Genomic DNA, 13,750 nt, shown 5'->3' on the forward strand with positions numbered 1-13,750 from the left:
AAGCCCGCACACACATCAGGTTCGGTGTCAGGCCTGCAAGTACCGCAACACCGATTCACACACCATCTGCCGATGCCGCTGCTTCACCGCTTCATCCGACAGGTCGATCTGAAAGATCTCACCGAACGTCTGGCGGTTGGACACCCGGTAGAAACAGAACGAGCTGATCAGCAGATGCACATGCAGCGGTTCGAGGCCGGCACGGAACACGCCCTCTTCGGCGCCGCGCCGCAGGATCACCCCCAGGGAATCGAGGATGGTATTGGTCATCGCCTTGATCGCGCCTGACTGCTTCACGTACTCGGCGTTGTGAATGTTCTCGATGCAGACGATGCGCACGAAATCCACATTGCGATCGTGGTGGTCGAAGGTGAATTCCACCAGGCGCCGGATCGCGTCCACCGGGGCCAGTTCCGCCAGGTGCAGGCGGCTCTCGGTGGTGCGGATATCGCCGTAGAGTTTTTCCAGCACCTCGACGTACAACTGCTCCTTGCTGCCGAAGTAGTAGTAGATCATGCGCTTGGAGGTGTGGATGCGCTCGGCGATGGCGTCGACCCGGGCACCCGCCAGGCCCTGCTGGACGAATTCGACGATGGCTTCCTGAAGAATGTTTTCCCGGGTCTTCTCCGGGTTGTTCTTGCGACTCTTGCGCGGCTGGGCGACAGGTTCGTCGAGCGCTGCGGAAAGCTCTGGATTCATAGTCATTGCGGGCTCACGGCCATCACTGCACAGGCTGGCGATTATGGGCCGCACCGTGCACTGAAGGAAGCCACGGCACCGCCCATTACCGCCACGTTTACGATTTCCCTACAACTTGGCGTGCCGCAAGCCACCGCTGCGGGACTTGGCCATGGCCGCCAGGCGCACCGCGACGTTGGCGGCGCCATAACCGGCGTAACCGTTCTTGCGCTGGATGATCTCAAAGAAAAACCGCCCCTCGAACGGCTCGGTGTAGACGTGGAACAGCTCGCCACCCTGGGCATCACGGTCGTACAGCACGTTGAAGTAAGCCAGTTCGCTGAGGAACTCGTCATCGAAATCGAAACGCGCCGCCAGGTCGTCGTAGTAGTTGAGCGGGATGTCGAGCAACGGTACGCCCGCCTCCTTGGCCCGACTGACCTGGGCGAAGATGTCGTCGCAGTCGAAGGCGATGTGATGCACGCCGGAGCCGCGATAACTCGACAGCGCATGTGAGATCGCGGTGTTGCGGTTCTCGGAAATGTTCAGCGGCAAGCGGATCGAACTGCAGCGGCTGCGCAGCGCCCGGCTTTTTACCAGGCCATAGGGGTCGGGCAAGACCACTTCGTCGTCGGCCTCGAACTCCAGCAGGCTCTTGTAGAACAGCACCCAACTGTCGAGGCTGTCGGCCGGCAGCGCCATCGCCATGTGGTCGATGCGCTTGAGCCCGGCCCCGATGACCGCCCCCGGTTGCAGGTTGAAATCGGTGCCATAGACGTCGGCGTCCTGGTCTACCAGGTAAATCAGGCTGCCGTCCGGAGCACGCACCGCCGCCAGCTCCAGCTCATTGGGCCCCACCAATCCGCGATAGGGCTGACCCTTGTAGGCAACCGCCCGCTGCAGGGCACTGGCGCTGTTTTTCACCCGCACGGCGGTGGCGCACAACGACGGCCCGTGGGCTTCGAAAAAGCTGTGGGCGAAGGAATACGGTTCACTGTTGAGGATCAGGTTGATGTCGCCCTGGCGCAGCAGGCTGACATTCTTCGAGCGATGCTGGCCCGCCTTGACGAACCCCAACCGTTCCAACCAATGGGAGAGCTTGGCACCGAGGTTATCGTCCACGGCAAACTCGAGGAATTCGATGCCGTCGTATTCGCTGGCCGGTGGTGTGGCGAACAGGATGTCGGCATTGCCAACGGCGCTCGCTTCTTCGGCCAGGCGCTGGCGGGTCTTTTCTTCCAGGTACAGCAGCGAACGCAGGCCGTCGGCAGCATTGGCCCGTGGCGGCGCGGCACGAAATCCGTCGTTGAAGATTTCCAGCGACAGCGGCCCCGTATAACCACTCTTGATGATCGGCGCCAGGAACCCCGGCAAGGAGAATTCGGCCTGGCCTGGGAAACAACGGAAATGCCGGCTCCACTCCAGGACGTCCATGGCCAGGATCGGTGCATCGGCCATTTGCACAAAAAAGATCTTGTCGCCTGGGATCTGAGCAATGGCGCTCGGGTCGCCCTTGAGGGACAAGGTGTGGAAGCTATCGAGCAACACGCCGAGGTTGGGGTGATCGGCCTGGCGCACGATGTTCCAGACCTGTTGATAAGTATTCACATGGCGGCCCCAGGCCAGCGCCTCGTAACCGATGCGCAAGCCGCGGGCACCGGCCCGTTCGGCCAGCAGGCGCAAGTCATCGATCAGGATCTGTTCATCGCCGACGCTGTCGGCCGAGGCATTGCTGCACACCAACACCAGGTCGGTGCCCAGCTCCTGCATCAAGTCGAACTTGCGCTCGGCCCGCTCCAGGTTGCGCGGCAGACGATCGCGGCGGCAGCCTTCGAAATCACGAAACGGTTGGAACAAGGTGATGGCGATGCCCAGGTCAGCGCACATCTGCCTGATTTCCCGAGGGCTGCCATCGTAATAAAGAACGTCGTTCTCGAAAATTTCCACCCCATCAAAACCGGCGGCGGCAATGGCGTCGAGTTTCTCCGGCAAAGTACCGATCAAGGACACGGTGGCAATGGAACGCTGCATGACTTCGGCTCCCGGGACAGGCATCGGCTACAAAGGTGCGCCGCTTTTTAAAGAGTCAGCCGATTATTGAGCTGCCGGTTTCTTTCAGCAATTCAATATGTACCATCCGGTTAGTTTTTTGGGCGATTATCGAACACAATGCCCATGGCTGAATTGACGATTTTTTGCTCACTGCGCACCATCGCTTCCACATTGACACCGGCTCTGATCGCCAATCTCGATGGACAGACCCAGACCAACCATAAGAATTTCAAAAACGGGTACACGCTATGATTCCCTCCCAAAGCTCCCGCCTGGCCCCTGGCCTGGGTGCCTCCACCGGCAGCGTCGGTGACAAGTTCCGCGGCGCCATGGCCGTGGGCAAGACCCGTTGGGGCATGCTCGCCCTGGTGTTTTTCGCCACCACCCTGAACTACATCGACCGTGCCGCCCTGGGCGTCATGCAGCCGATCCTGGCCAAGGAATTGAGCTGGACGGCGATGGATTACGCCAACATCAACTTCTGGTTCCAGGTCGGGTATGCCATTGGCTTCGTGTTGCAGGGGCGACTGATCGACCGGATCGGCGTCAAGCGCGTGTTCTTCTGCGCCGTGCTGCTCTGGAGCCTGGCGACCGGCGCCCACGGCCTGGCCACGTCGGCAGTGGGCTTCATGGTTTGCCGTATCATTCTCGGCCTTACCGAAGCCGCCAACTACCCGGCCTGCGTGAAGACCACCCGGCTGTGGTTCCCGGCGGGCGAACGGGCTGTCGCCACCGGTATCTTCAACGCCGGAACCAACGTCGGTGCGATGTTCACGCCGATGCTGCTGCCACTGGTCCTGCACGTATGGGGCTGGCAGGCGGCGGTCCTGTGCATGGCCGCGCTGGGCGGGAGCTGGCTGCTGTTCTGGGGCCTGAAGTACTTCACCCCTGAAGACCATCCCACCGTCAAACAGTCGGAGCTGGACTACCTCCAGGCCCAGGACGAACCGGACCCGGTCCGCGTACCGTTCTCGCGCATCCTGCGCATGCGCGGCACTTGGGCGTTCGCCCTGGCCTACTCGATCACCGCGCCGGTATTCTGGTTCTACCTCTACTGGTTGCCGCCGTTCCTGAACCAGCAATACAACCTGGGCATCAACGTGACCCAGATGGGCATCCCGCTGATCATCATCTACCTCACCGCCGACTTCGGCAGCGTCGGCGGCGGGATCCTGTCGTCGTTCCTGATCGGCCGCGGCCTCGACCCGATCAAGGCGCGCCTGGTGTCCATGCTGCTGTTCGCCTGCTGCATCATCGGCGTGATCATGGCCGCGGGTTCCAGCAGCCTGTGGATGGCGGTGTTCGCCATTTCCCTGGCCATTGGCGCGCACCAGGCCTGGACCGCCAACATCTGGAGCCTGGTGATGGACTACACGCCCAAGCACATGATGAGCACGGTGTTCGGCTTCGGCGGCATGTGCGCGGCCATCGGCGGGATGTTCATGACCCAACTGGTGGGCCACATTCTCACGATCACCCACAATAACTACACCGTGCTGTTCACCCTGATCCCGGCGATGTACTTCATTGCCCTGACCTGGCTGTACTTCATGGCGCCGCGCAAGGTGCCTACGCTGGAAAACCGATACTAGGGCCAGCTCCGGGCAATCAAGCCGAGCACATTTGTGGCGAGGGGATTTATCCCCGCTGGGCTGCGCAGCAGCCCCAAAACCAGAGGAATGCGGTGAGCCAGATACACCGCAATCTCAGTTCTTAGGGCTGCTGCGCAGCCCAGCGGGGATAAATCCCCTCGCCACAGGTGTTAACCATGTCCCCGGTCCAAACAGGAGCCTATGGAACGGTTACGCCCGCCGCTGTTGCCACGCCGCCGCCAACCCACTCAAGCAGATCAAGACGATGCCCACCACGGTGGTCAGCGTCGGCGTGTGGTTGAACAACAACCAGCCCAGCAGGCCGGCAAACACGATCTGGCAATACCCGAACGGCGCGAGCAGCGCCGGGGCGGCAAAGCGGAAGGCCTGGGTCAGCATCAGGTGCGCCGTCATCCCGCAGGCCCCCAGCGCCAACATCATCGCCCCGTGCATCAGGCTCGGCACTTGCCAGAAGAACGGCACCAGCGCGCTCATCACCAACGTGTTGCACAGGCCGGCGAAGAAATTGCTGGTGGTCGGGCTGTCGATCTCGCTGAGCTTGCGCGTGAGCAGTTGGTAGAAGCAGAAAAACAGTGCCGAACAGAACGGTAACAGCACCGCCGGGGTGAACAGATCGCCGCCGGGATGGACGATGATCAACACCCCGATGAAACCGAAGATCACCGCGATCCATTGACCGCGCGTCACCCGTTCGCCCAGCAATGGCACCGACAGCGCCGTCACCAGTACGGGCGCGAGGAAGTTGACCGCCGTCGCCTCCGCCAGAGGTATGAACATCAACGCGGTGGTGAAAAACAGACTGGTGCCCAGCAGGCACAACGCCCGGGCCAACTGCCACAACGGGCGCTTGGTACGCAGTACCCGCAGCCCCGAGCGTGGCAGGAAAATACCCGCCATCAACAACGTGTGCACCACGTAACGCGCCCAGACCACCATGACGATCGGATAAAAACCGGACAGGTATTTGGACAACGCGTCATGACTGGAGAACAGGAACGTTGCGGCCAGGATTAGCACGATGCCCTTGAAAGCCTGATTGACGCCGGAGAGCGGTGTGCTGACGGTCATGAGGGAAACCTGCGTTGCTTGATGTAAGGGCCGTGACGCACGATGCAGTTGTTGGGCCAGCGAGCATGCCGATAAGTTCTGAATCGGCAGTGTAATGAAAATTCCGGCGCCAGGCAGGATCGGCACTTCGATGAACCAAAACCCGTGTCCGTTGCCTGACAGCACAAGCGCGGCGCGCACCTTGGGCGCCTGAAAGCTAGACTCACCGCCACAGCAGTCATTTCTCGCAGCGTCATTTAGAGGATCTCCCACATGTTATGGAAAAACGGTCGCCGCAGTGACAACGTGGTGGACGCCCGTGGTGATGGTGGGGGCGGTGGCGGAATGCGTTTTGGCGGCGGCAAGGGATTGAGCCTGACGGCCATTCTCCTGATCGTCGGCATCGGCTGGATCACCGGCCAGGACCCGATGCAGATTCTCGGGCAACTGGCCGGGCAGATGGACCAGTCCGCACCCGCCACGTCACAAACCCGCCAGGCGCCACCGGCCACCGACGAACAGGCCGAGTTCGTGCGCTCGATCCTCGGCGATACCGAAGACACCTGGGGCCAAGTCTTCCAGCAGGCCGGACGCCAATACCAGCAGCCCAAACTGGTGCTGTTCAGTGGTCGGGTCAATTCGGCTTGCGGCCTGGCCTCCTCGGCGACCGGGCCGTTCTATTGCCCGGCGGACCGGCAGGTCTACCTGGACATGAGTTTCTTCAAGGAAATGTCCCAACGCTTTGCCGCCGCCGGCGACTTTGCCCAGGCCTACGTCATTGCCCACGAAGTCGGCCACCATGTGCAGACGCTGCTCGGCGTGTCGGCAAAAATCCAGGAAGCACGCCAGCAAGGCCGGCAGATGGAAGGCGACGGCGGCTAGTTGGTGCGCCAGGAGTTGCAGGCCGATTGCCTGGCCGGGGTCTGGGCCAACCATGCGCAGAAACGCCTGAACTGGCTGGAGCCGGGAGACATCGAAGAGGCCTTGACCGCCGCCAATGCCATCGGTGACGACCGCTTGCAGCAGCAAGGCCAGGGCCGCGTGGTGCCGGACTCCTTCACCCACGGTACGTCGGCGCAGCGGGTGCGTTGGTTCAAGACCGGCTTCGCCCAGGGCCAGGTCAGTCAGTGCGACACGTTCGCGGCGAAAACCCTGTAGATGAAGGGGTGGGCGTTGATCGGGCTGGTGCTGTGCTGCGCCGCAGCCCAGGCCGATGAACACGGCGTCAACGTGGTCGCCCAGGGGCGCCTGCAACTCAAGGGCGGTGCCATGGCCGTCGCCGTCAGCCCGCCCCCGGCGTCCATTCAACGCGTGCTGATCATCCTTCATGGTCGGCGGCGCAACGCCGACACCTACCTGCACAGCGCCGAAAAAGCTGCCGGGCAGGCCGGGCAACAGGGCACAACGCTGGTCATCGCCCCGCAATTCCTCAACGAGCAGGACGTGGCTCGCCACACGTTGCCTAATGATCTACTGCGCTGGCAGGGCAATGATTGGATGGCCGCAGGCCTGTCCACGGGGCCCAACCCGGTCAGCTCCTTCCAAGTCCTCGACGACATCGTCGCGCGGGTCAGTGACCGGCAGCAATTTCCCGAAGTAAAGGACATCGTCATCGCCGGTCATTCCGGCGGCGCCCAGGTCGTGCAGCGCTATGCCCTGCTCGCCCAAGGCCAATACCGGATCAACCCGCGTTTCGTCATCGCCAACCCGTCGTCCTATGCCTACTTCGATGCGCAACGGCCCATGGCCTTCGACGCCGCCAGTTGCCCGGGCTTCAACCGCTGGAAATACGGCCTGCAGGACCTGCCCGCCTATGCCGCTGGGCGAACGCCCGCCCAGCTGGAGGTACACTACGTCAAGCGCGATATCGTTTATCTGCTCGGGCAGCAGGACATCGATCCGGAGCATCCGGCGTTGGACAAGGGTTGTGAAGCACAGACCCAGGGGGCGTATCGGTTACTGCGTGGGCATTTCTTTTTCGACTACCTGACCCGGCGCCATCCCGAGGGGCTGAACCAGCGGCTGATCGAGGTGCCTGGGGTCGGGCACGATGGGGATGGGATGTTCAATTCGCCGGAGGGGCTGAGGGTGTTGTGTGGGCAATGAGTTTTGTGTCGACTGATAGGGCCTCATCGCGAGCAAGCTCGCTCCCACAGGGTTTTCTGTGTTCGCCACACATCCCCTGTGGGAGCGAGCTTGCTCGCGATGGCGGCTAGCCAGCCAATATCAATCTCAAGCCGACAACATCCGCCGCAACTCAAGGCAATCCCGCGCATGCCAATCCGTCAGCTCCGGCCATGGATTGTCCGGCAAATTCACCAGCACCGTTCGCGCCCCCGCCGCACGTCCGCAATCCAGGTCGAAGCGGTAGTCGCCCACCATCACCATCGTGTCGGGCGCCACGCTCCAGGCCTCGGCCAGTTTCAACAGGCCACCGGGATGCGGCTTGGGCGGTGCTTCATCGCGGCCCAGCACATCGTCCACCGCGAAACAGTCCGCCAGGCCAATGGCCTCCAGGGTCACGTGGGCCAGCTCACGGGCGTTGCGGGTCAGGATCCCCAGGCGATAGCCGCGCCCGGCCAGCTCGCGCACCAATTCGACCGCGCCCGGCGCAGGCTTGGAGCCCAGCGCCAGGTCCCGCTCGTGTTCCAGCAACCAGGCATGCTTGGCCGCGGCCTCCTCAGCGGGCAACCCTGCCAGGTGAGTGAGAATGTCATCTTCGGCCGGAATCGCCAGGGCCACGCGGATCGCCGCGAAATCATGCACGGCGATGGTCAGCGTGCCATCCATGTCGAACACCCAGTGACGAACCTCGGCCAGGCTCATGCCCAGTCCTTGCGGAGGCGAATCAGGCCTTCCTGGGTGACCGACGCCACCAGTTGCCCAGCGCGATTGAACACGCTGCCACGGGAGAAACCACGGGAATTGCCGGCCCACGGGCTGTCCATGGCGTAGAGCAACCAGTCATCGGCGCGCAGGTCAGCGTGGAACCACAACGCGTGATCGAGGCTGGCGACCTGCATGTCCTTCTGCCACACCGATTTGCCGTGGGGCAGCATCGAGGTGGTCAGCAGGCCGAAGTCCGACGCGTAGGCCAGCAGGTATTTGTGCAGGGCCGGGATGTCCGCCAAGGCGCCATCGGCACGGAACCACACGTATTTCACCGGGTCGGCCGGTTGCGGGGTGTACGGGTCCGTTTCGGTGACCGGGCGGACTTCGATCGGCTTGGGGCACAGCAGTTTTTCACGCATGTGCTCGGGCAGCAGGTGCGCGCGCTGCTGGGGCAGCGCCAGCTCGGACGGCAGGTTCTCCGGGCCGACGACTTGCGGCATGGTGCTCTGGTGCTCGAAACCCTGCTCGTCATACTGGAACGAGGCGCTGCAGGTGAAGATCGGGTTGCCCTTCTGGATCGCCGTCACCCGGCGGGTGCTGAAACTGCCACCGTCACGCACCCGGTCCACCTGGTAGACCACCGGCAGCGCGGCATCGCCTGGACGCAGGAAATAACCGTGCATCGAATGCACATGGCGCGCCTCTTCCACGGTCTGGCTGGCCGCCGACAACGACTGGCCCAGTACCTGGCCGCCGAACAGCTGGCGAAACCCCAGGTCCTGGCTGCGACCGCGAAACAGGTTCTCTTCGATCGGTTCCAGGGTCAGCAGGTCGACCAGATCTTCCAACACGTGGCTCATTCAGACTTTCCTCACACAGCGCAATTGCCGCAGTCTACGCCGCGGCGATGGATCGATTGTTGGCCCAGGCCATTCTGGCGGGCATTGTAAACGTCCGTGTCGGCTAACCGTGAAGGGTCTGCAACCATTGCTCACGATTGATGCGATAAAGCACATGGTGACGCAATGGATGATCGACCGCGAGTTTTGGGTGCTCGAAATCGTCGGCAGGATCATGCTGCATGCCGATGGCCTGCATGACTTTCTGCGACGGCAGGTTATCCACAGCGGTAAACGCCACCACTTCATCCAACCCCAGGCGGTCGAAGGCACAGCGCAGCGCGGTCCACGCCGCTTCGCTGGCATAACCGAGCCCCCAATGCTCGCGCGCCAGGCGCCAGCCGATCTCCACCGCTGGCGTGAAAGGCGCGTCGAACCCGACCACGCCCAGCCCGGTAAAGCCAATGAAAGCCCCGGTGTCCTTGCGTTCCAACGCCCACAAACCAAAACCATGCTCGGCAAAATGCCCGCGCACACGGCCGATCAACGCAGCGCTTTCCAGGCGACTCAAGGGCGCCGGAAAATAACGCATCACTTGCGGATCGGCAGACATGGCCGCAAACGCCGGCAAATCATCGTCGCGCCACTGCCGCAATATCAGCCGTGCGCTTTCCAGCTCCAGTATCGGCTCCATCTTCACTCCCCTCCATGCCCTCAGAGTCTACATCGCTGGTAGGATTCGTGGCTCAATCACCACTGAAAACACCATGCCGCTACCGCTGATCTATCACGAAGACTACAGCCCCGAATTCCCGGCGGAACACCGCTTCCCCATGGACAAATTTCGCCTGTTGCGCGACCACCTGGTGGAGAGCGGCCTGACCCGCGATGCCGACCTGTTGCGCCCCTCACTGTGTCCGCCGGACATTCTCGCCCTGGCTCACGACCGCGCGTATATCGAGCGCTACATGGGCGGCGAGTTGTCCCGTGAAGACCAACGGCGACTGGGCCTGCCCTGGAGCGAGGCCCTGGCCCGCCGGACGGTGCGCGCCGTCGGCGGTTCGCTCCTGGCCGCCGAGCAAGCCCTCGCACACGGCTTGGCCTGTCACTTGGCCGGCGGTACCCACCACGCCCACTACGACCACCCGGCCGGGTTCTGCATTTTCAACGACCTGGCGGTGATCAGCCGTTATTTCCTGGCCAGCGGCCGGGTGTCCCGGGTGCTGATCTTCGATTGCGATGTGCATCAGGGCGACGGCACCGCTCGAATACTCCATGACACCCCGGACGCCGTGACAGTTTCCTTGCACTGCGAAAAGAATTTTCCCGCACGCAAGGCGCAAAGCGACTGGGACATCCCGCTGCCGATGGGCATGGGCGACGCCGCTTACCTGAAGGTGGTGGACGATGCGCTCAACTACCTGCTGCCGCTCTATCAACCGGACCTGGTGTTGTATGACGCCGGCGTCGACGTGCACAAGGATGACGCCCTCGGTTACCTGAAGCTGACGGACGAAGGCCTCGCCGCCCGGGACGAGAGCGTCATGCGTCATTGCCTGGGGCGCGACATCCCGGTGGTTGGAGTGATCGGCGGTGGCTACAGCAAGGATCGCCAGGCCCTGGCCCGCCGCCACGGGATCCTGCACCACAGCGCACAAAGGGTCTGGACGTCATCAGGTTGTCACTGAAACCTGGGCTTTACCCACAATGCCTGTGGAGCGGCTTGTGGATAACCTGAGCGAAACGGCCTACAGGCTATGCCGCCTGAAGCGTACAGAGGCTTGGCTGTTTTTTGATCAGAGTTCTCAAAAACAGCGGCATTCCCTGTGGGAGCGAGCTTGCTCGCGATAGCGGTGGACCCGTTACATCAATGCCACTGACACACCGCCATCGCGAGCAAGCTCGCTCCCACAGGGATTTGTGCTGATAGAATGCCTCGCCTAGCCCAGCCCCCACAGTTCACATCATGACCTCCACCGTCCAGCCTTCTACCCCAAACATCGCCATCATCGGCGGCGGCCCCGCCGGCCTGATGGCGGCCGAGGTGCTGAGCCAGGCCGGCTTGCAGGTCGACCTGTACGACGGCATGCCATCGGTGGGCCGCAAATTCCTGCTGGCCGGCGTGGGCGGCATGAACATCACCCGCTCCGAAGCCTTCCCGGCCTTCCTGTCCCGCTACGCCGAACGCGCGCCCAACCTCGCGCCACTGCTGCGAACATTCGGGGCGGACGCGTTGTGCACCTGGATCCGCGGGCTGGGCATCGACACCTTTGTCGGCAGCTCCGGGCGGGTATTTCCCACCGACATGAAGGCCGCGCCGCTATTGCGCGCCTGGCTCAAGCGCCTGCGTGATGCCGGTGTGGCGATTCCCACCCGTCACCGCTGGCTCGGCTGGAACCCCGACGGCAGCTTGCGCATCGCCTCGCCGGAAGGCGAAAAAACCTTGCGCCCCCAGGCGACCTTGCTGGCGTTGGGCGGCGGCAGTTGGTCGCGCCGGGGCTCCGATGGCGCCTGGATGCTACCGCTGGAACAACGCGGCGTAGCGCTGGCGCCGTTGCAACCGAGCAACTGCGGGTTCGAGGTCGAGGCCTGGAGCGACCTGATGATCAGCAAATTCGCCGGCGCCCCGCTGAAGAACATCGCCATGGGCCTGAACGACGATGTGCCACGCCTCGGCGAATGCGTGATCACCGTCACCGGCCTCGAAGGTAGCCTGGTCTATGCCCTGTCGGCGCCCATTCGTGAAGCCATCAACCAGCATGGCCATGCGACCGTTCATCTGGACCTGTTGCCGGGCCGGCCTGTGGATAAAATCCTCCAGGCCTTGAACAAACCGCGCGGCTCACGCTCGATGGCCAAGCACTTGCACAGCCAGCTGGGGATCGATGGCGTCAAGGCGGCGCTGCTGCGCGAGCTCACGCCGGCCGAGTGCTTCACTGACCCGGCGCAACTGGCCCAGGCGATCAAGGCCCTGCCGGTCACCCTGGTGAAGCCTCGTCCCCTGGACGAAGCCATCAGCAGCGCCGGTGGCGTGACCTTCGAGGCCTTGGATGAACGCCTGATGCTCAAGCACCTGCCCGGCGTGTTCTGCGCCGGGGAAATGCTCGACTGGGAAGCGCCGCCCGGCGGCTACCTGCTCACCGCCTGCTTTGCCAGCGGCCGGGCGGCGGGGTTGGGGGTGGTGGAGTGGTTACAGCGCCTGGATTGAAGACCGAGGCGCGGCCATCGCGCGCAAGCTCGCTCCCACAGAAGATCTGTGGTGCATACAGGATCTGTGAGCACCTGAGCACCACTGTGGGAGCGAGCTTGCTCGCGATAGCGGTATCTCAGGCACAGCAAATCATCAAGGCTTACGCTTACGCGGCCCGGTATTGAACACTGGCACTTTTCGCACAGGCTTGACCGAAGGTTCCACAGGCGCAGCGTCGCCACTGTCCACCCACTTGCCCAGGTTGCGCTTGCCGCCACCACCGGAAGTTTTCGGTTTCTTCGGTTTTTTCGGCTTCTTGATCACCTGGCCGCTGGCATCGGTGTCCGGCACCCGGTGCTCGGGTTCGAAGTCCTGTTCCATCTGCCGAGTCAACGTCTGGCGGGTCAGCATCTCGATGGCCGAGAGCAGATTCACCTCGTCGGCACAGACCAGGGAAATCGCCTGCCCGGTGGCGCCCGCCCGACCGGTACGGCCGATACGGTGGATGTAATCTTCGGCGACGATCGGCAGGTCGAAGTTCACCACCAACGGCAAATCCTCGATGTCCAAGCCACGAGCAGCGACGTCAGTGGCGACCAGAATCTGCACTTCGCTGGCCTTGAAGCGGTCAAGCGCCCGCTGGCGAGTGGCCTGGGGCTTGTCCCCGTGGATGCCGTCGGCGTTGACGCCCAGGCCCTGGAGTTTTTCCACCAGCGCATCGACACCGTTGCGGGTCTTGGCGAAGACCAGCACCTGCTTCCACTTGTTCTTGCGCATCAGGTGCACGAACAACTCCGCCTTGCGCTTCTTGTCCACCGTCACCACCCATTGCTTGACGGTGTTGGCGGCGACGTTGCGCGGGCTCACTTCGATGCTCAGCGGATCGTTGAGCATCTGCCCGGCCAACAGGCGGATCGCATCGGAAAAGGTCGCCGAGAACAACAGAGTCTGGCGATTCTTCGGCAGCGCCTTGTAGATATTCGCCAGTTCCTCGGAGAAGCCCAGGTCGAGCATGCGGTCGGCTTCGTCCAGCACCAGGGTCTGCAACTGGTTGAACTTCAGTGCGTTCTGGCGGAACAGATCGAGCAAGCGACCCGGCGTGGCAACCAGCAGGTCGACACCCTTGCGCAACTTCATCATCTGCGGATTGATGCTGACGCCGCCGTAGACCGCGTAGGTGCTCAGTGGCAGGTTCTGCGCGTACTGCCGCACGCTTTCATGGACCTGCTCAGCCAGTTCACGGGTCGGCACCAGGATCAGCGCCCGCACCGAGTTGGCCGCGACCTTCGGCCCTTCAGTGGTCAGCAACTGCAACAGCGGCACCGCAAAACCGGCGGTCTTGCCGGTGCCAGTCTGGGCCGCGGCCATCAGGTCGCGACCGGCGAGCACCGCCGGCATGGCTTGGGCCTGAACCGGGGTCGGAGTCTGGTAGCCGAGCGTCTCGAGGGCGCGCAACAAGGGTTCGATCAGGCCAAGGGTGGCGAAAGTCATGGAAGTAC

At 62.9% G+C, this 13,750-nt stretch carries 11 protein-coding genes and 1 pseudogene; 5 read left to right on the top strand and 7 right to left on the bottom strand.

Going from position 1 to position 13,750, the window contains the following annotated elements; genetic code table 11:
- Positions 1 to 27 precede the first annotated feature (27 nt).
- Both HGO40_RS12685 and quiC read right to left on the bottom strand, forming a co-directional pair.
- Entirely contained in the window at positions 28 to 705 is a 678-nt protein-coding gene (locus HGO40_RS12685) for a TetR/AcrR family transcriptional regulator (protein ID WP_250963283.1), read from the bottom strand.
- Positions 706 to 807: 102 nt separating this feature from the next.
- Entirely contained in the window at positions 808 to 2,709 is a 1,902-nt protein-coding gene (gene quiC / locus HGO40_RS12690; RefSeq protein WP_250963284.1) for a 3-dehydroshikimate dehydratase QuiC, read from the bottom strand.
- Positions 2,710 to 2,978: 269 nt separating this feature from the next.
- Here quiC and HGO40_RS12695 point away from each other — a divergent pair, with 269 nt between their 5' ends.
- Positions 2,979 to 4,322: an MFS transporter gene (locus HGO40_RS12695; RefSeq protein WP_250963285.1), complete on the top strand. Its 1,344-nt coding sequence runs from the start codon at positions 2,979 to 2,981 to the stop codon at positions 4,320 to 4,322.
- 210 nt (positions 4,323 to 4,532) lie between these two features.
- On the opposite strand, the gene HGO40_RS12700 is transcribed toward HGO40_RS12695, so the two are convergent.
- Positions 4,533 to 5,411: a DMT family transporter gene (locus HGO40_RS12700; RefSeq protein ID WP_186730609.1), complete on the bottom strand. Its 879-nt coding sequence runs from the start codon at positions 5,409 to 5,411 to the stop codon at positions 4,533 to 4,535.
- A gap of 252 nt (positions 5,412 to 5,663) precedes the next feature.
- On the opposite strand from HGO40_RS12700, the pseudogene ypfJ reads away from it, so the two are divergent.
- A pseudogene (gene ypfJ / locus HGO40_RS12705) lies at positions 5,664 to 6,548 on the top strand (KPN_02809 family neutral zinc metallopeptidase).
- Positions 6,549 to 7,496, top strand: a complete 948-nt coding sequence (locus HGO40_RS12710) for an alpha/beta fold hydrolase (RefSeq protein ID WP_250963286.1) — start codon at positions 6,549 to 6,551, stop codon at positions 7,494 to 7,496.
- Positions 7,497 to 7,622: 126 nt separating this feature from the next.
- Here HGO40_RS12710 and HGO40_RS12715 read toward each other — a convergent pair whose 3' ends face one another.
- The 3 genes from HGO40_RS12715 to HGO40_RS12725 all read right to left on the bottom strand — a co-directional run bounded on the left by HGO40_RS12715 (position 7,623) and on the right by HGO40_RS12725 (position 9,755).
- Positions 7,623 to 8,216 (bottom strand): HAD family hydrolase, encoded by a 594-nt coding sequence (locus HGO40_RS12715; protein ID WP_250963287.1) that lies wholly within the window; start codon positions 8,214 to 8,216, stop codon positions 7,623 to 7,625.
- Entirely contained in the window at positions 8,213 to 9,082 is an 870-nt protein-coding gene (tesB, locus tag HGO40_RS12720) for an acyl-CoA thioesterase II (RefSeq protein ID WP_250963288.1), read from the bottom strand. The genes HGO40_RS12715 and tesB overlap by 4 nt, the downstream gene beginning before the upstream one ends.
- Before the next feature lie 103 nt (positions 9,083 to 9,185).
- On the bottom strand, positions 9,186 to 9,755 hold the full coding sequence (locus HGO40_RS12725) for a GNAT family N-acetyltransferase (protein ID WP_207967007.1): 570 nt from the start codon (positions 9,753 to 9,755) through the stop codon (positions 9,186 to 9,188).
- A gap of 73 nt (positions 9,756 to 9,828) precedes the next feature.
- Here HGO40_RS12725 and HGO40_RS12730 point away from each other — a divergent pair, with 73 nt between their 5' ends.
- Positions 9,829 to 10,749 carry a histone deacetylase family protein gene (locus HGO40_RS12730; RefSeq protein ID WP_250963289.1) on the top strand — a complete coding sequence of 307 codons (921 nt, stop codon included), beginning with the start codon at positions 9,829 to 9,831 and terminating at the stop codon, positions 10,747 to 10,749.
- A 278-nt stretch (positions 10,750 to 11,027) separates the two neighbouring features.
- A complete protein-coding gene (locus HGO40_RS12735; protein WP_250963290.1) occupies positions 11,028 to 12,269 on the top strand; it encodes a TIGR03862 family flavoprotein in 1,242 nt (413 codons plus the stop codon).
- Positions 12,270 to 12,404: 135 nt separating this feature from the next.
- Here HGO40_RS12735 and rhlE1 read toward each other — a convergent pair whose 3' ends face one another.
- The gene (gene rhlE1, locus HGO40_RS12740; protein WP_250963291.1) at positions 12,405 to 13,742 is read right to left on the bottom strand and encodes an RNA helicase RhlE1; all 1,338 of its coding nucleotides are present in this window, start codon (positions 13,740 to 13,742) and stop codon (positions 12,405 to 12,407) included.
- Between the last annotated feature and the right edge of the window lie 8 nt (positions 13,743 to 13,750).

Origin of the sequence: Pseudomonas sp. CG7 (assembly GCF_023701885.1) — a bacterium.
Taxonomy (GTDB): Bacteria; Pseudomonadota; Gammaproteobacteria; order Pseudomonadales; family Pseudomonadaceae; genus Aquipseudomonas; species Aquipseudomonas zanjanensis.

Bases quoted from the DNA above. Each gene is read 5' to 3' on its own strand.
- HGO40_RS12685 (WP_250963283.1), bottom strand. From the start codon at position 705: ATGACTATGAATCCAGAGCTTTCCGCAGCGCTCGACGAACCTGTCGCC.
- quiC (WP_250963284.1), bottom strand. From the start codon at position 2,709: ATGCAGCGTTCCATTGCCACCGTGTCCTTGATCGGTACTTTGCCGGAG.
- HGO40_RS12725 (WP_207967007.1), bottom strand. From the start codon at position 9,755: ATGGAGCCGATACTGGAGCTGGAAAGCGCACGGCTGATATTGCGGCAG.
- HGO40_RS12695 (WP_250963285.1), top strand. From the start codon at position 2,979: ATGATTCCCTCCCAAAGCTCCCGCCTGGCCCCTGGCCTGGGTGCCTCC.
- HGO40_RS12730 (WP_250963289.1), top strand. From the start codon at position 9,829: ATGCCGCTACCGCTGATCTATCACGAAGACTACAGCCCCGAATTCCCG.
- HGO40_RS12735 (WP_250963290.1), top strand. From the start codon at position 11,028: ATGACCTCCACCGTCCAGCCTTCTACCCCAAACATCGCCATCATCGGC.
- rhlE1 (WP_250963291.1), bottom strand. From the start codon at position 13,742: ATGACTTTCGCCACCCTTGGCCTGATCGAACCCTTGTTGCGCGCCCTC.
- HGO40_RS12700 (WP_186730609.1), bottom strand. From the start codon at position 5,411: ATGACCGTCAGCACACCGCTCTCCGGCGTCAATCAGGCTTTCAAGGGC.
- tesB (WP_250963288.1), bottom strand. From the start codon at position 9,082: ATGAGCCACGTGTTGGAAGATCTGGTCGACCTGCTGACCCTGGAACCG.
- HGO40_RS12710 (WP_250963286.1), top strand. From the start codon at position 6,549: ATGAAGGGGTGGGCGTTGATCGGGCTGGTGCTGTGCTGCGCCGCAGCC.
- HGO40_RS12715 (WP_250963287.1), bottom strand. From the start codon at position 8,216: ATGAGCCTGGCCGAGGTTCGTCACTGGGTGTTCGACATGGATGGCACG.